Raw genomic sequence first — 22764 nt, 5'->3', positions numbered from 1 at the left:
GCCCCAGAACGTGTGGGCCCCGGAACGTGTGGGCCCCCGGAACGTGTGCGCCCCCCGGAACGCGTGCGATCGCCGCGTGGGCCCGCGCGCATCGGCGAAAACTCTCCACGGAACCGTCACGCACGCTCGTTTCCGTTGAATGGAAACCGTGCATTGTGACCAGTCGCGATGCGGCCTCACACTGATGAAACTTCGGTAATGCCCGAAATGAAGTGGAGTTGAGCGTGACCGCAAACCTCACCGCCGCCCCGCGATCGTGTCCCGTTCACCACGGGTATGAGCCGTTCGACCAGAACGACCCCTTCCCCGCGTACGCGGCGCTGCGTTCCGAAGAGCCCGTCATGTTCGACGAGCGCATCGGATGCTGGGTGGTCACGCGGTACGACGACGTCAAGGCGGTCTTCGAGGACTGGAAGACCTTCAGCAGCGAGAACGCCCAGGCACCGGTCCGGGAGCGCGGGCCGGAAGCCACGCAGATCATGCTCGACGGCGGATTCACGGCCTACTCGGGCCTGTCGGCGCGGGTCCCTCCGGAGCACACCCGCATCCGCAAGGTGGCCGCCAAGGCCTTCACGCCTCGCCGCTACAAGGCGCTCGAGCCGAGCATCCGGCAGCACGTCGTCACCCTGCTGGAGAGGATGCTCGCCCGGCCCGAGGCCACCGGGGACTTCGTCCGCGACCTCGCCTACGACGTCCCGACGGTCACCATCCTCACGTTGATCGGGGCGGACACCGGCCAGGTGGACACCTTCAAACGCTGGTCGGACTCGCGGGCCGCGATGACCTGGGGCGACCTGAGCGATCAGGAACAGGTGCCGCACGCGCACAACCTCGTCGACTACTGGCAGGAATGCCTTCGCCTGGTGGCCGACGCCCACGAGCACGAGCGCGGCTCCCTGGTCGGCGACCTCGTGCGTGCCCAGGCCGCCGGAGACGAGATCACCGACCACGAGATCGCCTCCGTCGTCTACAGCCTGCTGTTCGCCGGCCACGAGACGACCACGACTCTGATCGGGAACGCCCTGCGTGTCCTGCTGTCGCATCGTGACCAGTGGCAGCGCGTCGTCGACCGTCCCTCGCTCATCCCCGCGGCCATCGACGAAGTGCTGCGCTACAGCGGATCGATCGTGGCGTGGCGGCGACGCGCGCTGGCGGACACGCGGATCGGCGGCGTCGCCATCCCGAAGGGAGCCGACATCCTTCTCGTCATGGGGTCGGCGAACCGGGACGCCGTCAAGTTCGACGATCCGGAGGTCTTCGACATCGACCGGCCCAACGCGCGTGACCACCTCTCGTTCGGATTCGGCATCCACTACTGCCTGGGCAACATGCTCGCCAAACTCCAGGCCAGGATCGCGATCGAGGAGATCGCCCGCCTCATCCCGGATGTCCGCCTGTGCGAGGACGAGCAGATCGTCTTCGGTTCGAACCTCTCGTTCCGTTCTCCGGTCAGCGTCCCGGTGAAGTGGGAGGCCCGCGCATGAGCGGCTTCGACCCGCGGTACGTCCAGTTCTTCGACGGCGGAACCGCGCCGGACCACGCCCTCCTCGGCGGGAAGTGCGCCTCCCTGGTCACGATGACCGCCGCCGGCATGCCCGTGCCGCCGGGCTTCGCGGTGACCACCGCGCTGTACGACGCGTTCGTCGAGGAGTCCGGGCTGCGCGACGTGATCACGAGCGGGCTCAACCGGCTCGACCCCGACGACGTGGCCAGCGTCGACGCCGTGTCGGCGGCCATCCGCGACGAGATCTGCTCGCGCCCGGTGCCCGAGCGGCTCCGGCGCCCGGTGATCGAGGCGTGGGCGGACTTCCAGGGGCGGTTCGAGCGGCCGGTGCCGGTGGCCGTCCGGTCGTCGGCGACCGCCGAGGACCTGCCGGACGCGAGCTTCGCCGGCCAGCAGGACACCTACCTGTGGCTCGTCGACGAGCGCGATGTCCACGAACACATCCGCAAGTGCTGGGCCTCGCTCTACACCAGCCGCGCCATCACGTACCGGCTGCGGAACGCGATCTCCGAAGACGGACTCTCGATGGCCGTCGCCGTCCAGAAGATGGTCCATGCCCGGGTCGCCGGGGTGGCGATGACGCTCAACCCCCGCAACGGGGACCGCTCGAAGATCACCATCGACGCGTCCTGGGGAGTGGGCGAGGCGGTCGTCTCCGGCCACGTCACACCGGACAACATCGTCGTCGACAAGGTGCTGCTGTGCATCGTCGAGGAGCACGTCGGCGACAAGCACATCGAGCTGGTGCCCGACAGCGCCGGCGGCCGCCTCGTCGAGCGTGACGTGGAGGCGGACAGGCGGGCGGTCCGGAGCCTGACCGACGACCAGGTCAGGGCCGTCTCCGAGCTCGCCAAGCGTGCCGAACGGCACTACGGGTGCCCGCAGGACATCGAGTGGGCGCTCGACGCGGACCTTCCTGACGGACAGAACCTGCTCCTGCTGCAGTCACGACCGGAGACCGTCCACTCGTCCAAGCCGAAGCCGGTCACCGCGCCGGCGAAGGCGTCCCCGCCCAGCGTCGGTTTCAGCCTCGGCAGCATCACCGCGCATCTGACCGCGGGCCGCGCCGCAGGCGTGACGAACTGAACCGACCACCCCCCTCACGACAAGGACCCCGATAGCCATGACTGTCGAACCCGCAGTGAAGTCCTTCCCGCGGCCATCGGAGCTGCCGGTGCCTCCGGGCGCCGAAGGCTGGGAGAAGCTCTACCCCTACAACCTCGTGTTCCAGAACCTGAGCGGCTCGGACGACGAGAAGTTCTGGTTCTGCGACAGCCAGCACTGGCCGACGGTGTTCAAGCCGTTCGAGACCATCGGCGGCGAGTTCGCCGTCAAGTGCCTGGGCCAGTACAACACCAGGCACCTGCTCATCCCGCCGGCCAACGGCATCGAGTTCAAGATCCACCTCGGCTACCTCTACATGAGCCCCGTGCCGGTGCCCGAGGAGCAGATCCCGGCCCGGGTGCCCGAGTTCGAGCGGCGCGTCGGCCACTACTTCCAGAACTGGGACAGCCTGCTGGAGCAGTGGAAGCTCAAGGTCCGCGCCACCATCGACGAGCTGGAGGCGCTGACCTTCACGAGCCTCCCGGAGATGGTGCCGTTCGACGACATCGTCAGCGGCAAGGCCAAGGACGGCTCCGAAGTCCTGATGGAGAACTACGACCGGCTGATCCAGCTCGTCTACCAGAACTGGCAGTACCACTTCGAGTTCCTCAACCTCGGCTATCTGGCCTACCTCGACTTCTTCACCTTCGCCAAGCAGGTCTTCCCCGGCATCCCCGACCAGGCCATCGCCAAGATGGTCCAGGGCGTCGACATGGAGCTGTTCCGTCCCGACGACGAGCTGAAGAAGCTCGCCACGCTCGCGGTCGAGCTCGGCCTGCAGTCCGCGTTCGAGAACACCGACGACGTCGAGGGGACCCTGGCCCGGGTCGGTGACCTCTCCGGTGGGCGGCAGTGGCTGGACGCCTACCGCGCCGCCCAGGACCCCTGGTTCAACTTCACCGTCGGCAACGGCTTCTACGCGCACGACAAGTACTGGATCGAGCACCAGGAGATCCCCCTGGGCTACATCAAGGACTACATCCGCCGGGTCGACGAGGGGCAGCAGATCCTCCGCCCGATCGCCGAGCTCGTCGCCGAGCGCGACCGGATCGTGGCCGAGTACCGGTCGCTGATCGACGGGGAGAACCTGGCCGCCTTCGACGTCAAGCACGGTCTGGCCGTGACCGCGTACCCGTACGTCGAGAACCACAACTTCTACATCGAGCACTGGACGATGGGGGTGTTCTGGCGCAAGGTCCGCGAGCTCAGCAGGGTGTTCGTGGCGGCCGGCTTCTGGGCCGGCGAGGGCGACCTGCTGTATCTCACCCGCGGCGAGGTGCGCGACGCCCTGTTCGACCTCGTGACCGGGTGGGCGGTCGGCGCCGAGCCGACCGGGCCGAGCTACTGGCCCGCGGAGATCGAACGCCGCCGCGGCATCATCGACGCTCTCGGCAGCCGGCGTCCGCAGCCCGCGCTCAACACGCCGCCGGCCCAGATCACCGAGCCGTTCACGATGATGCTGTGGGGCATCACGACCGAGCAGGTCCAGCAGTGGCTCGGTGACGACTCCGGCGACGACACCGCCATCACCGGCATGTCCGCCTCGCCCGGCGTCGCCGAGGGGCGCGCCCGTGTCGTCCACCACGCCGACCAGCTGAGTGAGGTGCGGGAGGGCGAGATCCTCGTCGCCACGATCACCGCGCCGTCGTGGGGGCCGATCTTCGGCAAGATCAAGGCGACCGTCACCGACATCGGCGGCATGATGAGCCACGCCGCGATCGTCTGCCGCGAGTACGGCCTTCCCGCGGTCACGGGAACCGGCAACGGATCGACGACGATCCGTACCGGGCAGCTCATCCGGGTCGACGGCAACGCCGGCCGCGTCGAGATCCTCGAGGACTGAGACCGTGCCGACCATGCCGACCACCCGTGACGCCGTGGGCGCCGGCCGCACCGTCCTCGTCACGGGCGCGGCCGGCGGCCTCGGCCGCGCCTTCGCCCTGGGCTTCGCCGCCCACGGATATGCCGTCGCGGTCGCCGACATCGATGCCGCCGGAGCCGAGGAGACCGCCCGGCTCGTCAAGGAAGCGGGCGCCGCCGCCTGGCACGGACACGTCGATGTGACCTCCGTCGACTCCACCGAAGCGCTCGTCGCGGCGGTGGCGGACTTCGGCGGCGGACAGATCGACGTGCTCGTCAACAACGCCGCGCTGTACGCCACCGTGAGCCGCGCACCGCTGGAGCAGATCGATCCCGCCGAGTGGGACCGGGTGATGGCGGTCAACGTCAAGGGACCGTGGCTGGTCGTGCGGGCGGCCAGCCCGTACCTGCCCGAGGGCGGCCGGGTCGTCAACCTGTCCTCGGCCACCGTCTACTCCGGTTCGGAGCAGTGGGCCCACTATGTCGCCTCCAAGGGCGCGGTCATCGCCATGACCCGGGTCATGGCCAAGGAGCTCGGCCGCCGATCGATCACCGTCAACGCGATCGCCCCCGGCTTCACGCTCACCGAGGCCAGCTACGGGCTCATCGAGAACGCCGAGTCCTACGGCGTCGACCGGGGAGCGTTGCGGCGCGCCGGGCAGCCGGACGACATCGTCGGCGCCGCGCTCTTCCTCGCCGGACCCGGCGCCGCCTACGTCAGCGGACAGACCGTGGTCGTCGACGGCGGCCGCCAGTTCATCTGAGACCACCACCAGGAGCAGCATGCCGAAGATCACCTTCGCCGCCGCCGACGGCGACACGCGAACCATCGAGGCCAACGTCGGCGACTCGGTGATGGAGACCGCCGTACGCAACGGCATCGGCGGCGTCGTCGCCGAGTGCGGCGGGTCCCTGTCGTGCGCGACCTGCCACGTCATCGTCGACGAGCACGACTTCGCCTCCCTCCCGCCGATGGAGGAGATGGAGGACGAGATGCTGTGGGGCACGGCCGTCGACCGCACCGGCACGTCGCGGCTGTCGTGCCAGATCCGGGTGACCGAGGACATGGACCTGCGCGTCACCCTGCCCGAGACACAGGTCTGACATGGGCGAGAACGGCCTGTTGATCGTCGGCTCCTCCCAGGCGGGGGTGCAGCTGGCGGTGTCGTCGCGCGCGCTGGGGTATGCCGGACCGGTGACTCTGCTGGGCGATGAGAACCACCGTCCCTACCAGCGGCCCGCCCTGTCCAAGGACTTCCTCCAAGACAAGATCACCAAGGAATCCCTGATCTTCCGGAGCCAGGAATTCTGGGACGAGCATCGCATCACCGTCGTCAAGGGTGAACGCATCGAGAAGATCGTCACCGCACCGGGCGGCGCGGGCACCGCGTGGTCGGCCAGCGGGCGCGCGTTCCCGTTCGACCGGCTCGCCTTGACCGTCGGGGCACGGGCCCGGCGGCTCGACGTTCCCGGCGCCGGCCTGGACGGCGTGCTCTACCTGCGCAACGCCGACGACGCGCTCGAGCTCAAGGCCCGTACGGCGGGAGCCGAGCGCGTGGTCGTCATCGGCGGAGGGTTCATCGGCATCGAGGCCGCCGCCAGCCTGCACGGCCTCGGCAAGCGGGTCACGCTCCTGGAGTTCGCCGACCGCCTGGTGGCGCGTGCCGTCGGAGCCGAGACCTCGCGCTTCCTCCTCGACCACCACCGCCGAGCCGGCATCGACATCCGGCTCGGCAGCGCCGTGGACGAGATCGTCGGCCACGACGGCAAGGTGCGCGCCGTCCGGGCCGGCGGCGAGGAGATCGCGGCCGACATCGTCCTCGTCGGCGTCGGCGTCATCCCGAACACCGAACTCGCCGAGGAGATGGGGCTGCGCTGCGACAACGGCATCGTCGTCGATCACCATGCCGTCGCCTCCGACGGCACGACACTCGCCGTCGGCGACTGCGCCAACCTCCCCAACCCCGTGCCCGGCTCATGGGCGGGGGAGCGCGTCCGCTTCGAGAGCGTCAATCACGCCATCGAACAAGCCAAGGTCGCGGCGCACGCCCTGCTGGGCCGGCAGGAGGAGTACGGAGGCATCCCGTGGTTCTGGTCCAACCAGGGCGACCTCAAACTGCAGATCGCCGGCCTTTCGTCCGGCTACGACCGCACCGTCGTCCGCAGCCCCGCCGACCCGCTCAAACACTCGGTCCTGTACTACCGCGGCGACCGTCTGATCGCCGCGGACTGCGTCAACGTCCCACTCGACTTCATGGCCGTCAAACAGGCGCTCACCAGGAGAGTGACGCTGCCGCCCGACGCCGTCGCCGATCCGGCCGTGCCACTGAGGTCGCTGCTCGCCGAAGCCGCCGCCCCCCACGAAGGGAACCTGTCATGACCACGCCCCTCCCCGCGGCCCCGGTCCCGGCCAACGGGCCGGTCGACACCTCGCCGATCGTGCTCACCCCGGCCCGCGGTTCCGACCTGGACGCGATCTGGTCGGCGGTCGTGCCGGAGACCCGCGTGCGGTCCAACGACATCCACCTGCCGGTGTCCCTCGCGTACGCTGAGCGGCTCTGCGACGCCCATCCCGAGGCCGACGCGCTGCTCGTCAGAGTGGCGATCCTGCTGCACGACGTCGGCTGGGGGCGGGTCGACGAGTCGCGGATCATCGCCGAAGGGTTCACCGGCGACTGGCGCAAGGCCGCCATCCGCTACGAGCACGAGAAGCAGGGGTGCGAGATCGCCCGCGAGGTGCTGCCGCCGCTGGGGTACGACGACGCCTTCATCGAGCGGGTAACCGCGATCATCGACGGGCACGACACGCGCGCCGAAGCGTATTCGCTGGAAGACGCGCTGGTGCGGGACGCCGACCGTCTGTGGCGATTCGACCATGTCGGCATCGCGCTCGCCTCCGGCTGGTTCTCGATGGACCCGGCGACCTACTGCGCCCGGCTGCGCGCGGAGATCGTGCCCGAGTTGCTCACCCGGGCGGCCATCGAGATGGCCCTCGCCTCACTGGCCCGCTCCGAAGCCCTGTTGAAGACGGACGTGCTGCGGTGATCGGTTGGACGCACGTGGACGACCACTTCATCGACGGAGCGTGGGTGCCGTCCACCGGTTCGGAGCGCGTCGGGATCATCGACCCCGCGACCGAGGAGATGTGGGGCAGCGTCCCGGCCGCGACCCGGGACGACCTCGACGCCGCGGTCGCCGCGGCGCGCCGTGCCTTCGACTCCGGGCCGTGGCCGGGGCTCCGCCCGAGCGAAAGAGCGGACGTACTCCGCCGCATCGCCGACGCGATCGAGAAGCGCGCCGAACCTCTCGCGATCACCAACACGCGCGAGAACGGCTCGCCCATCTCCGAGACCGGCGGAGCCGCCGCCAACGCCGCGGCCATCTTCCGCTACTTCGCCTCCCTCGCCCCGGAGCTGGAGCGCGAGGACGTCCGCCCCTTCCCGTCCGGCGTCGGAGAGACGCTGGTCCGCCGGGAGGCGATCGGCGTCTGCGCGCTCATCGCCCCCTGGAACTTCCCGATCAACCTTGTCGCGATCAAGCTCGCTCCCGCGCTGCTGGCCGGTTGCGCGACCGTCATCAAGCCCGCCGAGGCCACGCCGCTGTCGATCCGGTTCGTCGTCGAGGCGGCGGCCGAAGCCGGTGTGCCCCCCGGCGTCGTCAACCTGGTGACCGGGACCGGGCTGACCGGCGACGCCCTCGTCCGGCATCCGGGCGTCGACAAGGTCGCGTTCACCGGATCGACAGACGTCGGCCGGCGCATCGCGGCCGCCTGCGGTGAGCTGCTCCGGCCCGTCACCCTGGAACTCGGTGGCAAGTCCGCGGCGATCGTCCTCGACGACGTCGACCTCGACCTCTTCTCTCAGGCGCTCATCCGGTCCTGCATGCGCAACACCGGCCAGACCTGCTACATCTCGACCCGGATCCTGGCGCCGGACACGCGGTACGACGAGATCGTGGACCGCGTGACCCGCACGATCGCCGCCGCGCCTCAGGGCGATCCGTTCGACCCGGACACGGTCTTCGGGCCGGTCGCCACGCGCCGCCAGTTCGAGACCGTGTCCGAGTTCATCGAGTCGGCTCGCGCCGAAGGGGCGCGCGTCACCACGGGGGGACGCGCCCGCACTGATCGCCCCGGTTTCTTCATCGAGCCCACCGTGCTGGCCGATGTCACACCTCAGATGCGCGTCGCCCGCGAGGAGATATTCGGCCCCGTGGTCACCGTGCAACGGTACGGCGATGTCGACGAGGCGATCCGCATCGCGAACGCGACCGACTTCGGCCTGGGCGGCATCGTGTTCTCCTCGGACCCGCGCAAGGCGCAGGCCGTCGCCGAGCGAATCGACACCGGATCGGTCGGCATCAACTTCTTCGCCTCCAACCACGCGGCACCGTTCGGCGGGCGCCACGACTCCGGGCTCGGTGTCGAGTACGGCGTCGAAGGGTTGGCGCAGTACATCACGTACAAGTCGATCCACCGCCGGACACCCGCCTGAACGGTCGCGCCCGCCCCCTTGGGGCGCCCCCGCGGACGAGCGCCGGGGTGACCCCGGCGATGTCACTCCGGACGGACGGCCCGGACACAGTGCAGCAGGGGTTTCACGTGTTCCGTGCCCTCGACCCGGAAGCCTGCGGCGGGGACGAGGTCGGCGAGGAGCTCCGGCATGCTGGGGTGCATGGCCGGCCCGACCGCCACGGCGACGAGGTGGGCGAAGAAGGCGTTGGTAGGCGGGCGGAACTCGGCGATCAGCAGCCGTCCGCCCGGCCGCAGGACACGGAACATCTCCCCGATGGCGGTGCCGCGGGCGGCGTACGGCATGTGATGGACGGCGAGGGTCGAGACCACGATGTCGAACGAGGCGTCGGGGAACGGGAGATCCTGGCCCTCGCCCACCCGGTAGGAGCAGTTGCGAGGCGCCCGGCCACGGGCATGGCCGACCATCGGCGGCGACGGATCGACTCCGGTCACGTGCCCGTCGGGCCCCACGCGAGGTGCGAGCACCCGGCTCAGGTAACCCGTACCGCAGCCGACGTCCAGAATCCGATCCTCCAGCCGGGCGCCGGTGAGCGCGGCCACCTGAGTGAAAACTCGGCGACGACGCCCGGCGAAGCCGACTTCCGCCATGACCTCATAGGCGCGCGGATGGTGGATCGCGCCGCCCCCCTCTTCGTGTTTTGAAGGGTTGTGCAGGGACTGTCCGATTTTCATGGCGCTGCTCCCTTTTTCGGTACACGCTGTTCAGTTATGAATCGTCCGTTCGTTGGCGTGAATGGGTCAACAAGCACATTCGCGAGGGCGTGCCGTACTGAACAGAGGTGGGAATGTGTTCGGAAACCGGGGGCGGGAGAGCCCCGACCGGCGCGTGCGGCGCACCCGCCGGGCCATCCGGCAGGCGTTGGTGGACCTGATCCTGATCAAGGGCTACGAGGCGGTGACCGTCACCGATCTCATCAACCGCGCCGACGTCGGCCGCTCGACCTTCTACGCGCATTTCGCGGACAAGGAAGAGGTGCTCTTCAGCAGCCTCGACGAGCTCGCTGAGCTGCTCCGCCTCGTCCCCGCCACACGCTCCGGCCCGCTGCTCTCGTTCTCCCTGCCGTTGTTCGAACATCTCCACGAGCAGCGCCGTCTGGCGCGAGCGCTGCTCGGCCGGCGCGGGGGAGCGGTCGTGCGCCTGCGCGGAGAGCAGATCATGGCGGCAGTCGTGCGTGCCGAGCTGATGGCGGCGCTGCCTTCGGAGATCCCGCCGCCGGCTTCGCTCGACATGATCGTCACGTGCGTCACCGGCGCGTTCATGGCGTTGATGCGCAGGTGGGCCGACGGTGAGCTCGTCGCCACACCCGCCGAGATGGACGCGGCGTTCCGCGCGGTCGTGATCCCCGGCCTGGACGCGATCCTGACCACCCACCGGGGGTCGCTGTAGTACTCGGCCACCGCTCCCCGCCTTTCTGTCCTTCCCGCTGGTAACTGGTGGCGTGGGGCGTCGACCGACTGCGCCTGACAGGGCGTAGCCGTCGGCTCCGTAGGCGCGGGCCAGCTCAGCCCGTTTCGTTTCCGAGGTCGGCAGCCGCCAGGAGTCGACCCGGGCCCGGTATCGGTCGGCCCAGCCCCCACCTCCAAGACGTGCTCCACCCACCCGGGTGCGGCAGCCGACAAAGCCTCAAGACAGGCACGAACGCATTCCCCATCTCCAGCCGATTCAAGTCCCGAACAGCGGCGATCACGTGTGTGGAATCGGTCCGCTGCTTGCCGCCGGTCTTGACCAGGCCCTTGTCGGCCAAGGCCGCGAGGAGCACGTCCAGGGCCTTCTCCTTCAGCCCATGCGCGGCCATCCGCGCCCGGAACTCACTGAGTACTGTGTGATCGAACCCCGGATCGTCCAACTCCAGCGACAGCGCGTACTTCCAGTCCATCCCGTACTTGACGCGCTCAGCCGCCGCCCGGTCAGTCAGGTTCTCCACCTTCTGCAACACGGTGATCAGCGCCAGCATCCCGGCGACAGGCCAGGCCGTCTCGGGCGGCGAATCGCGGCAAAGGTATAGGAATAAGCGCGTGATGATGGCTGAGCACGCTCAATCCCTGTCCCCGGTCAACTCGCAGGTGCGGCAGAAGGCCCTGCGGCCGCAGGATCTCCAGCCGCTCTTCGTCGAGCGGGTCAACGCCCGCGATCTGGAGGGGCTCGAAGAGCTCTACGAGCCTGACGCGGCACTGCACTATCCGGCCGGGCACATTGCCCAGGGGATCGAGGAGATCCGGCTGGTGTTGAGGGATTTCCTGGCCGCCGAGCCCCTCATGACGGCCGAGCCCGTCAGCGCGGTCCTCGCCGGTGACCTGGCACTGACCTCGGGGGTGTGGACCATGGAGATCGCCGGGCCCGATGGTCGGCCTTTCCGCGCGACGGGGCAGACGGCCGAGGTCGCGCGCCGCCAGGCCGACGGGACATGGCGGATGATCATCGATGAGCCGGACTTCGTCAGGCCTCAGGACTGACATGGCGCCCTGCTCCGTCAGCGGGTACGCCCGTCCCGGAGCAGGGCGATCGTCTCGGTGAGACGTCGCTGCCTGGTCTCGGGCTTCTTGGCTCCCTCGACGGAGAGAACGAACCACTGCTTCTTGGTATAGGAGAGCGTGTCGAAGAACCTCTTGGCCTCGGCGTCGCGGTCGAGGGCCTCGGCGAGATCGGCCGGCACGGTGACCTCGCGGGGTTCGGTGTCGAGTTCGAGGTTCACCACGACGTCGTCGCCCGCGGAGACTCTCGCGTGTGTGCGGTTCTCCGCGCTGATCCCGACCATGTATCTGCCGCCCATGGACGCCACGGTCGAGCGGTAGGTGTGACCGTTGATCGTGACGCGGACGGGGGGCCGCTTGCCCGCTCCGAGGTCGGCGACGACCTCGTCGGGCACCTGGAACCCTGTGGCGGTTTTGCCGGCCAGCTCGAGTGTGACTCGGAATCTCATCGCTGTCGCTTCTCTACGGGTGGAGCGCGGGCTGATAGGTCAGATGAACGACACCGGTGCTGAAGGTCGCGGAGTCGATCAGCCGCAACGGCGTCTGCCGGTCGTCGTCGAAAAGGCGCCGGCCGCGGCCCAGGACGATGGGGTGGACCAGCAGCTGGAGTTCGTCCAGGACGCCCTCACGCAGCAGTGACCGGACCAGGGTGGGACTGCCGCTGATGGTGATGTTGTTTCCGGGTTCCTCCTTGAGCTTGGTGAGCTCGGCGGTTACGTCGCCGCCGAGCAAGGTGGTGTTGTGCCACCGCACCGTGTCCAAGGTCGTGGAGGCGACCAGTTTGGGCATCGTGTTGATCCGCTCTGCCAGCGGCACCTCGCTGCCGCGCTGCGGCCAGGAGGCGGCGAACACCTCGTAGGTGGTCCGCCCGAGCAGCAGGATGTCGGACTCGTGGAACTGTGCGGCTACCACCTCGCCCATCTGCTCGTTGTAGTAGGGGAAGTGCCAGTCCTCAGGTGCTTCCATGACACCGTCCACGGACACGAACAGCTGCGCGACGATCTTCCTCATGACCTCTCCTCGGTGGGGGGGTGCCTCTGGGGATGCCTGGCGACGCGGTCTCAGGCGGCGAAGAACTCCGCTAGGACGGGGGCGATGGCCGCCGGGTCGACGTTGTGGGGCTGACCGTGCAGGGTGCGGCGCTGGGGGGTGGGCAGGGCCGCGGTGATCGCCTCGGCGGCGGCGCTGACCCAGGGGATCGTCCCGCCGTCGATCACGATCGTGGGAACGGTGATGGAGGCCAACTGGTCGGCGGGCAGGGAGAAGTCACCGGCGACCTCGGCGTCGTAGGCCAGGGCGGGCGCGGTGGAGCCCATCGCCTCCCAGAACGGGCCGGCCTTCATTCCGGCGACGAACTCGGCGGGCATGAGCACCGCCTCCAGGAAGAACAGTTCGAGCATGTCGCCGTGACGGCCCTGCTCGCGCAGCGCGAACTGCTGGTCGCGATAGTCGGCGGGGACGGCCGGGCGGGTGCCGGGGAGGATGTAGGGCACCTCCCACAGCGCCAGCCCGGTGATGGCCAGACCGCGAGCCGCGGCCTGGACGGCGAGGATCCCGCCGCCGGAGGTCCCGTACACCATCGCCGATCCGCCCGCTTCGGTGATCAGGGCCTGGATGTCCTCGAACTCGCGGTCCACTGAGTACGGCGCGGCGTCGCCGCTCTGGCCCCGGCCGCGCCGGTCGTAGTTGTACACGGTGTAGTCGCCCGCAAGCAGGTCGGCCACCGGCGCGTTCGCCGATCGGTCGGTGGGTCCGCCGCCGATCAGGATGACCGCCGGTCCCGAGCCGATCCGGTCGTACGCGATGGGGGTCCCGTCCGTGGAGATGACCTTGTTCATGGCGTTTCCTCTCGAGTTCGTTCGGTACTGGACCGTACAGTACTTGTTTGAGTACTGAGCCGTCTAGTACTAAACTGAAAAATGAGGAGAGGAGCGGACGATGACAGACGTGGCACAGACGACGCCGCAGGTGGAGGGCCGTTCAGCCCGCAAGCGCAGGGCGATCATGGAGGCGGCCACCGGGCTGTTCCTGCGTAACGGCTATCAGGGCACCAGCATGGACGAGGTCGCCGCCCTCGCCGCGGTGTCCAAGCAGACCGTCTACAAGAACTTCACCGACAAGGAACAGTTGTTCCGCGACATCATCCTCGGCGCCACCGACCGAGTCGGCGAGTTCACCGAGGTCGTCGCCCAGCTCGCCGGCACCGAGGACCTGGAGGAGGACCTGGGTGAGCTCGCCCGCCGATACATCACCGTGGTCATCCAGCCGCGAACGCTGCAGCTGCGCAGGCTTCTCATCGCCGAGGCGGGCCGCTTCCCGGCGGTGGCGCGTGACTATTACCAGCGGGCGCCGGGACGCACGATCGACGCGTTCACCGACTGCTTCCAGAACCTGGCGGACCGGGGGCTGCTGCGGATCGACGATCCGTCCCTGGCCGCCAGCCACTTCGCCTGGCTGATCTTGTCCCAGCCGATGGACAAGGCCATGTTCTTCGGGGACGAACAGCAGTACACCCCCGCGGAACTCCAGCACTTCGCGGACGAAGGGGTCCGCGTGTTCCTCGCCGCCTACCGGACCTGAGCGAGACGGCCCGCCGGACCTCGACGGCTGAGCGGCGCCGGAGTCGCGGAGGCTGCGCTTGAGCAGCCCGACGATCAGGTTGGAACGCGGTGGCCGGCGAGGTGGGCGAGGACGGCGTGGTTGGCCTCCCAGCCGTCGGGGAACTTGATCGGCACGTTGAGCCGCACCCGCCCCGTGCTGGGGTGGGCGTCGAGGAGCTCGGGGATCCCGGCACGGGCGACGACGACGCAGGCGTGGCGGTGGCGTGAGGCCAGCACGCACAGGCGCCCGGATTCGAGGTGGAACGCGGTGGCGTCGCGCCGTCCGGACAGCGGGTGGAGGGCGATGGTCACGTCGTACTCGCGGCCCTGGGGCCGGTTGGCCGTGTCCACGGTGATCCCCGCTGGTAACTGACGGCGTGGGGCGTCGACCGACTGCGCCTGCACACCCCGAACGGGCGCCCCACCTGGTAAGGGCGCACCTCGCTTGATTTGCCTACTATTCAGGTAGGTATTACGGTTTATCTTCAGATCCCCCGGAAAGCGAAGGGTTGTTCGGAACATGTCCTCCTTCAGACCTGCGGTCGTCACCGTGGCCATGCTCGCCGCCGTGGGGCTGCTGACCTCCTGTGGCGGTTCCGGCACCGGCGCTCAGGCCAAGAGCGACGGCGAACCCGTGTACGGCGGCACGCTCACCTACCTGGAACACCAGCCGCCCACGTGCCTTTACCTTCCGGCGGCCGGCTTCTATCCGAACGGCGGCGTGCTCAACCAGCTCACCGACAAGCTGACCTGGCAGAACCCCGAGACGCTCAAGATCGAGCCGTGGATCGCCACCAAATGGGAGATCAACGAGGACGCCACGGAGTACACCTTCCACCTGCGGGACGGCGTGACGTTCAGCGACGGCACGCCGCTCGACGCCGAGGCCGTGGCCGCCAACTTCGACGTGTACGGCCGCGGCGACGACAAGCTCAAGCTGCCCCCAGCCGAGTTCGTCAACAACTACGAGCGCAGCGAGGTCATCGACGCCAGGACCGTGCGCTTCCACTTCAACAAGCCGTCGCCCGGCTTCCTGCAGGGCACCTCGGTGATCGGCGCCGGCCTGGTGTCCAAGAAGACGATCGGCCTGCCGTACGAGGAGCAGTGCCAGCTCAAGAACATCATCGGCTCGGGGCCGTTCACGGTGGCCAAGCAGGTCGTCGACAAGGAGATCGACCTCCAGGCGCGCAAGGACTACAACTGGGCGCCGCCCTCCTCCGCGCACCAGGGCCGGGCCTACCTCGACCTCGTCAAGATCATCGTCACGCCGGAGGACAACGTCCGCGTGGGCGCGCTGACCTCGGGGCAGGCCGACTACGTCCGGTACGTGCAGGCCTACGACGAGGCGACGGTCAAGAGCGCGGGCTTCGTCGTCAAGGGCGAGCCCACCCGCGGCGTCAACAACGGCCTCTACCTGCGCCCCGCCAACAGCATCCTGAAGGACATCAGGGTCAGGAAGGCGCTGCAGGCCGGGACGGACGCCAAGGAGGTCGTGGACACCCTCTTCACCGACAACTACCCCGTGGCGACCTCGGTCCTCAGCCATCAGGCGGCCGGGTACGTCGACCTGTCGGACAAGCTCGCCTACGACCCCGGCAAGGCCGGCGAACTGCTCGACGAGGCCGGGTGGACGCGCGGCGCCGACGGCGTCCGGGAGAAGGACGGGGTCAAGCTGCGGCTCGGTGTCTTCGTCGCCGGCCCGCAGCCGCTGTCCAAGCAGACCCTGGAGCTGGTCGCCCAGCAGTGGGCCAAGATCGGCGTGAAGCTCGAGATCCGCCCCGCCGACGCGGGCACCCAGGCCGTGGACATCAAGGACGCCGAGAAGACGGCGGTGAACCACTCGATGGTCGGCCGCGCCGACCAGGACGTCATCAAGAGCCAGTTCCACACCAAGAACCGCGACGTGATCCTGTCCAACGACACGAAGCTCGACCAGCTCCTTGAGGAGGAGTCGGCCCTCGCCGACGAGACCAAGCGGAACGAGAAGGTGGCCGAGATCCAGCGGTACGTCATCGACCAGGGGTACGCCATCCCGCTCTTCGAGGAGCCCCAGGTCTACGGCATCGCGCCGTACGTCCACGGGGCGGCCTTCGAGGCGGTCGGCCGGCCAAGCTTCTACGCTGTCTGGCTCAGTAAGTGACGAAATATCTGCTCAAAAGGGCAGGACAGGCACTGCTCGTCCTGTGGGCCGCCTTCACCGCGGCGTACATCCTGCTCCAGGCCATGCCCGGCGACTCCATCCTGATCAAGTTCCAGGACCCGGAACTCGGGCTGTCACCGGAGCAGATCGCCAAGATCCGCGAGTACTACGACGCGGGCGGCTACCTGCACACGGTGCTCGGCTTCCTGCACGGCGACTTCGGCTACTCGGTCGACACCGGCACCCCGGTCGTCGAACGGCTGGCCGAGGGCCTGCCGGAGACGGCCAAGCTGGCCACCTGCGCCTTCGTCCTGGCGGTCCTGCTGGCCGTGCTGATCGCATTCGGCTCCGCGTACAGCGGCAGGCTGCGCGGCCTGCTGCTGGCGGTGCCCTCCCTGTTCATCTCGGTCCCGGCGTTCTGGCTCGGCATCCTCCTCATCCAGGTCTTCTCCTTCCGGCTCCGGCTGGTCCCCGTCATCGGCGGCACCGAGCTTCAGCAGCTCGTGCTGCCGGTGCTCACGCTGGCCGTCCCGATCTCCGCGCCGATCGCGCAGGTCCTCGCGCGCAGCATCGACCGGGTGCTCACCCAGCCGTTCGTGCCGGTGGTGGCGGCCAAGGGCGCCTCGCGCTCCTGGATCCTGTGGCGGCACGTCGCACGCAACGCGCTGCCGCCGACGCTGACCGTGGCGGGCCTGGTGTTCGGCGAGCTGATCGCCGGGTCCGTGGTCACCGAGACCGTTTTCGGGCGCACCGGCGTCGGCCGCCTCACCGAGCAGGCGGTCAACGCCCAGGACACTCCGGTGCTCCTGGCCGTGGTGGTGCTGGCCGCGACCGCCTTCGTCCTGGTCAACCTGCTGGTGGACGTGCTGTTCCCGGTGCTCGACCCGAGGCTGGCGACATGAGGTGGCCGTCATGGGCGGTCATCGCCCTGGTGGTGCTCTGGGCCGCCATGCCGTCGCTGTTCACCGGGTACGACCCGCTGGCCGGAGTCCCGGCCGAGAAGCTCCAGGGGCCGAGCGCCGCGCACCTGTTCGGCACGGACGCCGTGGGGCGCGACCTGTTCGCCCGGGTGGTGCACGGATCGGTCCACTCGCTCTCGGGCGCGCTCGTCGCGGTCGCCGTCGGTCTGGTCCTCGGCACGCTGCTCGGTCTGATCGCCGGCTCGGTGCGCGGGGTGGTCGACGAGATCGTCATGCGCGTCATGGACGTGCTGCTGTCGGTGCCGGGGCTGCTGCTGGCGCTCACCGTGATCATCCTGCTCGGGCCGGGCACGGTGCACGTGGCGCTCGCGGTGGGCGTCGGCTCCGTCGCCTCCTTCGCCCGCCTGGCCAGGGCCGAGGTGGTCCGGGTGCGCCGTACCGACTACGTCGAGGCGGCGTTCGGCAGCGGCGGCACCTTCGCCGGGGTGCTCTGGCGGCACGTGCTGCCGAACTCCCTCGGCCCGGTCATCGCGCTGTCGGCGCTGCAGTTCGGCGTGGCGATCCTGGCGATCTCCACGCTCGGCTTCCTCGGCTACGGCGCCGAGCCGCCCACCCCCGAGTGGGGGCTGCTCATCGCCGAGGGCCGCAACTACCTGGCCACCTCGTGGTGGCTCACCACGCTGCCCGGCGCGGTCGTCGTCGCCGTGGTGCTCGCCGCCGGTCGCATCTCGAAGGAGATCAGATGAGCCTCCTCGACGTCCGGGATCTCACGGTCGCGTACGGCCGGCAGGTCGCGGTCAAGGGCGTCTCGTTCACGGTCGGGCAGGGAGAGGTCGTCGCCGTGGTCGGCGAGTCCGGGTCCGGCAAGACGACGACGGCCAACGCGATCATCGGCCTGCATCCGGCGGCGTCGGGCGAGGTCCTGCTCAACGGCGTCGACATCGCGGGCTGGTCGCAGCGCCGCCTGCGGTCGATCCGGGGACACGGGATCGGCCTGGTCCCGCAGGACCCGTCGAACTCGCTGAACCCGGTCATGAAGATCGGCCGGCAGATCGGCGAGATCCTCAAGATCCACAATTACGGCGACAGGGCGGACATCAGGCGGCGGGTGATCGAGCTGCTCACCCGCGTCGGCCTGGACGACCCCGAGCGCCGCGCCGGCCAGTACCCGCACGAGCTCTCCGGCGGCATGCGCCAGCGTGTGCTCATCGCCATCGCGATCGCCCTGCGCCCCGGCCTGATCATCGCCGACGAGCCGACCAGCGCGCTGGACGTCACCGTCCAGCGCCGCATCCTCGACCTCATCGACGACCTCAGGAAGGAGTACGGCACCGCCGTCCTCCTGGTCACGCACGACCTGGGTGTGGCGGCGGCGCGCGCCGACCGCCTGGTCGTGATGAAGGACGGCCTGATCGAGGAGTCGGGCGGCGTCCGCGAGGTGCTCGCCGCGCCCGCCTCGCCGTACACCCGCCGCCTCTTCCAGGACGCCCCGGCGCTCACCGCGCGCCCGTACAAGCCTTTCGACGCCGCGGCCGAGCCCGCCATCGTCGTGCGCCACCTCGTCAAGGAGTTCGGCTCCTTCCGCGCCGTCGACGGCGTCTCCTTCGAGGTACGGCGGGGCACCACCCACGCCCTGGTCGGCGAGTCGGGTTCGGGCAAGACAACGACGGCCCGCGTCGTGACCCGCTTCGCCGAGGCCACCTCGGGCGAGGTCGTGATCGGCGGCGATCCGGCCGGCCCACGCGACTTCCGGCGCAGGGTGCAGCTCGTCTACCAGAACCCGTACGGCTCCCTCGACCCCCGCCAGACGGTCGCCGCGATCGTGGAGGAGCCGCTGCGCAACTTCCGCCTCGGCGACCGGACCGCCCGCCCTGCCCGGGTGCGGGAGCTGCTGGAGCGCGTGGCGCTGCCCGAGACGCTGCTCGGGCGCCGGCCCGCGGAGCTGTCCGGCGGGCAGCGCCAGCGAGTGGCGATCGCCCGCGCGCTCGCCGTCGAGCCCGAGGTGGTCGTGCTCGACGAGGCCGTCTCCGCGCTGGACGTGACCGTCCAGGCGCAGATCCTGACGCTGCTGGAAGAGCTCCAGCGCGACCTCGGACTCACCTATCTCTTCATCTCCCACGACCTCGCCGTCGTGCGGCAGATATCGCACACCGTTTCCGTAATGAGCAAGGGACGCATCGTGGAATCAGGAACGACGAATCAGATCTTCGACAGCCCACGGGAGGACTACACCCGCGAGCTGCTCGCCGCCGTGGCGGAGCCGGTGCGATGACCCGGATCGGCTTCTTCACCCGGCTGCTCGACGACGCCCCGCCCGGCGAGCGCTACCGCCTGGCCGCCGAGCAGATCGAGCACGCAGAACGCCTCGGCTTCGACACCGCCTGGGTGGCCCAGCACCACTTCGACGGCGGCGAGGGCGGCCTGCCCGCGCCGCTGGTCTTCCTCAGCCACCTGGCCGCGCGCACCAGCCGGATCAGGCTCGGCACCGCCATCATCACGCTGCCCCTGGAGCACCCGGTGCGCGTGGCCGAGGACGCCGCCGTGCTCGATCTGTTGTCCGGCGGGCGGCTGGAGGTCGGCGTGGGCGGCGGCGGCACGCCCACGGCGTTCGCCGCGTTCGGCCAGGACCCGGCCCAGCGCGGCTCCATCTACGCCGAGCACCTCCAGGTGCTCGTGGACGCGTGGTCGGGCAAGGATCTGGGCGGCGGCAACCACCTCTACCCGGCCGCGCCGGCGCTGCTCGACGCGATCTGGGAGGCCACGTTCTCGGCCTACGGCGGCGCGCGCGCCGGACGGGCGGGCAACGGGCTGATGCTCGCGCGCACCCAGCCCAGGCCCGAGGAGGCGCCGCACGCCACGCTCGCCGAGATCCAGAAACCCATCGTGGACGCCTACTACGCCAATCTGCCCTCCGGCGTCGCCCCACGGGTCATGGCCTCGCGCACCGCGTTCGTCGCCGACACCCGCGAGGAGGCGCTGCGCTGGGCCGCCCGAGGGCTGGCCAAACCGGGCCTGCGGCAGCCGGACGGCGCCGGCGTCGATGCGCTGATCGCCGCCTGGGACGCCCACGTCGGCACCCCCGAGGACGTCATCGCCAGTCTGAAGGCGGACCCGACGCTGGAACGCGCCACCGACCTGGTCTTCCAGGTGCACTCCATCGACCCGCCGCACGAGCGGATCCTGCGCTCCATCGAGCTGCTCGCGACCGAGGTGGTTCCCGCGCTGGGAGGGATATTGGAAGGAACCACCGTATGACCGCCGACGTCATCGACGCGCTGGCCGGGGTCCGGCCCGGCTCCCGCCTGGACCTGCTGCGGGACCGGCGTCCCGACGCCCGTGAACACGCCCAGCGCGCCTACGACGCGTTGTTCGCCCCCGACTCGGAGAAGGAGGTGACGCTGATCGAGCGCGTCGCCGTGGCCGCCTTCGTCGCCGGTCTCCACCAGGACCCCGCCGCCGCCCGCCACTACGCCGGCCGGCTGGCCGAGCACGCCCCCGACCTCGTCGCGACCGTCGAACGTGAGATCGAGGAGGCCCGGACCGCCGGCCCGTACGGCGTGTACGACGAGCCGGCGCTCGCCCGGGAGAGCCTGATCGGCCCGGTTTATCGGACGGCCCGGCGCGACGCGCTCGGCGAGCGCCTGGCCGCCGCGCTCGACCACGCCCACCTGCTGGTCTTCCGTCCCCGCGAGTCGAGCCGCGACGCGCTCAAGACGCTCGTCGACGCCGGCTGGACCACTGCGGGCGTGGTGACGATCTCGCAGCTCGTCGCCTTTCTCGCCTTCCAGGTCCGCGTGGTCGCGGGCCTGCGCTCCTGGGAGCCGACCGATGAAGTTCACCCAGGACAAGCTCGGCTGGGACCCCTGGCTGGAGCCGCCGGCCGAGGACGAGCTGACCGAGGCCCACCGCGACGCCCTCGTCGACAAGGCGCGCGCGGCCTCGCCGTACTTCCGGTTGCTGGCGCTCGACCCGCGCGTGCTGCACGCGCGGACCACGACCGACAACGACATCTTCTACAACGCCGACGGCGGCCTGCCGCGCGCTGAGCGGGAGCTGGCCGCGACCGCGGCCTCGCGGCACAACGGCTGCGTCTTCTGCGCCTCGGTGCACGCCCGCTTCGCCGCGCACTATTCCAAGCACCCCGACCACGTGCAGCGGCTGCTCGACGACGGTGTCGACGCCCCGCAGAACGAGCGGTGGCGAGCGATCATCGACGCCTCCGTGGCGCTGACCGCCACCCCCGGCGCGCTCGGCGCCGACCATCTGGCGGCCCTGCGCGCCGCCGGGCTCGACGACCTGGAGATCAGCGACGTGATCCACGCCGCCGCCTTCTTCAACTGGGCCAACCGGCTCATGATTTCCCTGGGAGAACCCGCGTGACCATCGCACTGGACCACCTCGTGTACGCCGTCCCCGACCTTGAGGCCGGGGTGGCGGCCTTCGCCACGCTGACCGGCGTCGTCCCCTCGGCGGGCGGCGCGCACCCCGGCGGCACGGCCAACTACCTTGTCGGCCTCGGCGCCGGCGCCTACCTGGAGATCATCGGCCCGGACCCGTCCCAGCCCGGGGCACGGCCGCGCGCCTTCGGCCTGGAGGCGCTGACCGAGCCGACGCTCGCCGCGTGGGCCGTACGCACCGACGACATCGAGGAGACCGTACGGCAGGCCCGAGAGGCCGGCTACGACCCGGGCTCCATCGAGCCGCTCTCGCGGCGGACGCCCGGCGGCACGCTCCTCGAATGGCGGCTGACCAGGCGCGACGACCCGGCCGCCGTGCGTACCACGCCGTTCCTCATCGACTGGGGGAGCACCGGGCACCCCTCGGCCTCGGGCATCCCGGCCCTCTCCCTGGCCTCCTTCGCCGTGATCCATCCGGAGCCCGCGTCGGCGCGCGGACCCCTGGACGCCCTCGGGGCCACGGTCCCGGTTGAACGCGGCCCGGCCCCCGGACTGCGTGCCGTGCTCGACACTCCGGAAGGACAGGTGACGCTCGCATGAGCACCCTTCGCGAATACCTCGTCCAGAAGCGTGCCGCGCTCCTCGCCCGCCGCGCCGCCACGGCGGAGAGCGGCGGCGGCCCGGTGCCGCTGCGCGCGACCGTGACCGCCGAAGGCCGCAGTGGCGTGCGGCGGATCAGGATCCGCGACTTCCAGATCCTCAGCGACAGCGGTCCCGACTTCGCCGGATACGACCTCGGGCCCGCTTCACCGGAGCTGCAGGCGGGCGTGCTGGGAAGCTGCGTGACGCACATCTTCCTGATCAAGGCGGCCGAGCTGGAGGTGCCGATCGACGCGCTGTCGGTGGACGTGCGGGCCGAGTACGACCCGCGCGCTCAGTCGCCGGACAACACCGACATCCCGGTCTACCCGCAGAACTTCCGCTACGAGGTCCACCTGGACTCGCCCGCCTCGGACGAGGACCTCGCCCGGCTGCACGCCGAGGTCGAGCGGGTCTGCCCCATCCTCAACCTCATCCGGAACCCGCACGACATCTCGGGCACGATCGTCCGGGTCGGCGCCTGACCCCTCCCGGTCCGCGCCGGCTCCCGTGGCCGGCGCGGACCGGGATCCGAATTCTTCCGTTTCTGCGACTTTCCGATAGAAGATTCCCCGGGGGACCAAGGTCGTTACG

Annotated in this window: 25 protein-coding genes and 1 pseudogene; 20 read left to right on the top strand and 6 right to left on the bottom strand. The window is 69.9% G+C overall.

Annotated features, from left to right (window positions below):
* The first annotated feature begins 224 nt into the window (after window positions 1–224).
* The 8 genes from ACQP1V_RS32685 to ACQP1V_RS32650 are packed head-to-tail and all read left to right on the top strand — an operon-like array spanning window position 225 to window position 8961.
* Window positions 225–1484, top strand: coding sequence for a cytochrome P450 (locus ACQP1V_RS32685; protein WP_433413963.1), 1260 nt, complete (start codon window positions 225–227; stop codon window positions 1482–1484).
* Complete coding sequence (locus tag ACQP1V_RS32680; RefSeq protein ID WP_433413961.1) at window positions 1481–2590, top strand: PEP/pyruvate-binding domain-containing protein; 1110 nt, start codon at window positions 1481–1483, stop codon at window positions 2588–2590. The genes ACQP1V_RS32685 and ACQP1V_RS32680 overlap by 4 nt, the downstream gene beginning before the upstream one ends.
* A 37-nt stretch (window positions 2591–2627) precedes the next feature.
* Window positions 2628–4451 carry a PEP-utilizing enzyme gene (locus ACQP1V_RS32675; protein WP_433413959.1) on the top strand — a complete coding sequence of 608 codons (1824 nt, stop codon included), beginning with the start codon at window positions 2628–2630 and terminating at the stop codon, window positions 4449–4451.
* 13 nt (window positions 4452–4464) lie between these two features.
* Window positions 4465–5232, top strand: coding sequence for an SDR family NAD(P)-dependent oxidoreductase (locus ACQP1V_RS32670; RefSeq protein ID WP_433413957.1), 768 nt, complete (start codon window positions 4465–4467; stop codon window positions 5230–5232).
* 19 nt (window positions 5233–5251) lie between these two features.
* Window positions 5252–5572 (top strand): 2Fe-2S iron-sulfur cluster-binding protein, encoded by a 321-nt coding sequence (locus tag ACQP1V_RS32665; RefSeq protein WP_433216777.1) that lies wholly within the window; start codon window positions 5252–5254, stop codon window positions 5570–5572.
* 1 nt (window position 5573) lies between these two features.
* On the top strand, window positions 5574–6848 hold the full coding sequence (locus ACQP1V_RS32660; RefSeq protein WP_433413955.1) for an NAD(P)/FAD-dependent oxidoreductase: 1275 nt from the start codon (window positions 5574–5576) through the stop codon (window positions 6846–6848).
* A complete protein-coding gene (locus ACQP1V_RS32655) occupies window positions 6845–7513 on the top strand; it encodes an HD domain-containing protein (protein WP_067137062.1) in 669 nt (222 codons plus the stop codon). The genes ACQP1V_RS32660 and ACQP1V_RS32655 overlap by 4 nt, the downstream gene beginning before the upstream one ends.
* A complete protein-coding gene (locus tag ACQP1V_RS32650; protein WP_433413953.1) occupies window positions 7510–8961 on the top strand; it encodes an aldehyde dehydrogenase family protein in 1452 nt (483 codons plus the stop codon). The genes ACQP1V_RS32655 and ACQP1V_RS32650 overlap by 4 nt, the downstream gene beginning before the upstream one ends.
* A 62-nt stretch (window positions 8962–9023) precedes the next feature.
* Here the strand turns inward: ACQP1V_RS32650 and ACQP1V_RS32645 are convergent, their stop codons facing one another.
* Window positions 9024–9674: a class I SAM-dependent methyltransferase gene (locus ACQP1V_RS32645; RefSeq protein WP_433413951.1), complete on the bottom strand. Its 651-nt coding sequence runs from the start codon at window positions 9672–9674 to the stop codon at window positions 9024–9026.
* A 115-nt stretch (window positions 9675–9789) separates the two neighbouring features.
* Between ACQP1V_RS32645 and ACQP1V_RS32640 the strand changes: the two genes are divergently transcribed.
* Window positions 9790–10389: a TetR/AcrR family transcriptional regulator gene (locus tag ACQP1V_RS32640; protein ID WP_433413949.1), complete on the top strand. Its 600-nt coding sequence runs from the start codon at window positions 9790–9792 to the stop codon at window positions 10387–10389.
* A 115-nt stretch (window positions 10390–10504) separates the two neighbouring features.
* Here the strand turns inward: ACQP1V_RS32640 and ACQP1V_RS32635 are convergent, their stop codons facing one another.
* A complete protein-coding gene (locus ACQP1V_RS32635; RefSeq protein WP_433413947.1) occupies window positions 10505–10957 on the bottom strand; it encodes a transposase in 453 nt (150 codons plus the stop codon).
* On the opposite strand from ACQP1V_RS32635, the gene ACQP1V_RS32630 reads away from it, so the two are divergent.
* Window positions 10941–11456 (top strand): YybH family protein, encoded by a 516-nt coding sequence (locus tag ACQP1V_RS32630; protein WP_433413945.1) that lies wholly within the window; start codon window positions 10941–10943, stop codon window positions 11454–11456. The genes ACQP1V_RS32635 and ACQP1V_RS32630 overlap by 17 nt on opposite strands.
* 17 nt (window positions 11457–11473) lie before the next feature.
* On the opposite strand, the gene ACQP1V_RS32625 is transcribed toward ACQP1V_RS32630, so the two are convergent.
* From ACQP1V_RS32625 to ACQP1V_RS32615, 3 genes are read right to left on the bottom strand one after another with little or no spacing between them, the layout of a single operon-like run.
* Entirely contained in the window at window positions 11474–11923 is a 450-nt protein-coding gene (locus tag ACQP1V_RS32625; protein WP_433413943.1) for a YdeI/OmpD-associated family protein, read from the bottom strand.
* Between the two features lie 13 nt (window positions 11924–11936).
* Complete coding sequence (locus ACQP1V_RS32620; RefSeq protein ID WP_387410220.1) at window positions 11937–12485, bottom strand: dihydrofolate reductase family protein; 549 nt, start codon at window positions 12483–12485, stop codon at window positions 11937–11939.
* Window positions 12486–12535: 50 nt separating this feature from the next.
* Window positions 12536–13312, bottom strand: coding sequence for an alpha/beta fold hydrolase (locus tag ACQP1V_RS32615; protein WP_433413941.1), 777 nt, complete (start codon window positions 13310–13312; stop codon window positions 12536–12538).
* Window positions 13313–13412: 100 nt separating this feature from the next.
* On the opposite strand from ACQP1V_RS32615, the gene ACQP1V_RS32610 reads away from it, so the two are divergent.
* Window positions 13413–14054, top strand: a complete 642-nt coding sequence (locus ACQP1V_RS32610; protein ID WP_433413939.1) for a TetR/AcrR family transcriptional regulator — start codon at window positions 13413–13415, stop codon at window positions 14052–14054.
* 74 nt (window positions 14055–14128) lie between these two features.
* Here the strand turns inward: ACQP1V_RS32610 and ACQP1V_RS32605 are convergent, their stop codons facing one another.
* Window positions 14129–14425 (bottom strand): hypothetical protein, encoded by a 297-nt coding sequence (locus ACQP1V_RS32605; protein ID WP_433413937.1) that lies wholly within the window; start codon window positions 14423–14425, stop codon window positions 14129–14131.
* A gap of 169 nt (window positions 14426–14594) precedes the next feature.
* On the opposite strand from ACQP1V_RS32605, the gene ACQP1V_RS32600 reads away from it, so the two are divergent.
* The 9 genes and pseudogenes from ACQP1V_RS32600 (at window position 14595) to ACQP1V_RS32560 (ending at window position 22655) form a co-directional block, all read left to right on the top strand.
* Entirely contained in the window at window positions 14595–16214 is a 1620-nt protein-coding gene (locus ACQP1V_RS32600; protein WP_433413935.1) for a TIGR04028 family ABC transporter substrate-binding protein, read from the top strand.
* A complete protein-coding gene (locus tag ACQP1V_RS32595; protein WP_433413933.1) occupies window positions 16211–17116 on the top strand; it encodes an ABC transporter permease in 906 nt (301 codons plus the stop codon). Before ACQP1V_RS32600 ends, ACQP1V_RS32595 begins: the two co-directional genes overlap by 4 nt.
* Window positions 17113–17880: an ABC transporter permease gene (locus ACQP1V_RS32590; protein ID WP_433413931.1), complete on the top strand. Its 768-nt coding sequence runs from the start codon at window positions 17113–17115 to the stop codon at window positions 17878–17880. Before ACQP1V_RS32595 ends, ACQP1V_RS32590 begins: the two co-directional genes overlap by 4 nt.
* On the top strand, window positions 17877–19406 hold the full coding sequence (locus ACQP1V_RS32585) for a dipeptide ABC transporter ATP-binding protein (protein ID WP_433413929.1): 1530 nt from the start codon (window positions 17877–17879) through the stop codon (window positions 19404–19406). The genes ACQP1V_RS32590 and ACQP1V_RS32585 overlap by 4 nt, the downstream gene beginning before the upstream one ends.
* Window positions 19403–20389: a putative FMN-dependent luciferase-like monooxygenase gene (locus ACQP1V_RS32580; RefSeq protein ID WP_433413927.1), complete on the top strand. Its 987-nt coding sequence runs from the start codon at window positions 19403–19405 to the stop codon at window positions 20387–20389. The genes ACQP1V_RS32585 and ACQP1V_RS32580 overlap by 4 nt, the downstream gene beginning before the upstream one ends.
* Window positions 20386–20934: pseudogene (locus ACQP1V_RS32575) on the top strand (CMD domain protein); the annotation flags it as partial. The gene ACQP1V_RS32580 and the pseudogene ACQP1V_RS32575, both read left to right, overlap by 4 nt.
* 28 nt (window positions 20935–20962) lie before the next feature.
* The gene (locus ACQP1V_RS32570; protein WP_433413925.1) at window positions 20963–21514 is read left to right on the top strand and encodes an alkylhydroperoxidase domain protein; all 552 of its coding nucleotides are present in this window, start codon (window positions 20963–20965) and stop codon (window positions 21512–21514) included.
* Window positions 21511–22131, top strand: coding sequence for a VOC family protein (locus tag ACQP1V_RS32565; protein WP_387410199.1), 621 nt, complete (start codon window positions 21511–21513; stop codon window positions 22129–22131). The genes ACQP1V_RS32570 and ACQP1V_RS32565 overlap by 4 nt, the downstream gene beginning before the upstream one ends.
* Window positions 22128–22655 (top strand): OsmC family protein, encoded by a 528-nt coding sequence (locus tag ACQP1V_RS32560; protein ID WP_433413923.1) that lies wholly within the window; start codon window positions 22128–22130, stop codon window positions 22653–22655. Before ACQP1V_RS32565 ends, ACQP1V_RS32560 begins: the two co-directional genes overlap by 4 nt.
* Window positions 22656–22764 lie beyond the last annotated feature (109 nt).

Source organism: Microtetraspora malaysiensis (assembly GCF_050947145.1).
Lineage (GTDB): Bacteria > Actinomycetota > Actinomycetes > Streptosporangiales > Streptosporangiaceae > Microtetraspora_A > Microtetraspora_A malaysiensis.
This window is presented reverse-complemented; position numbering and strand designations above follow the sequence as displayed.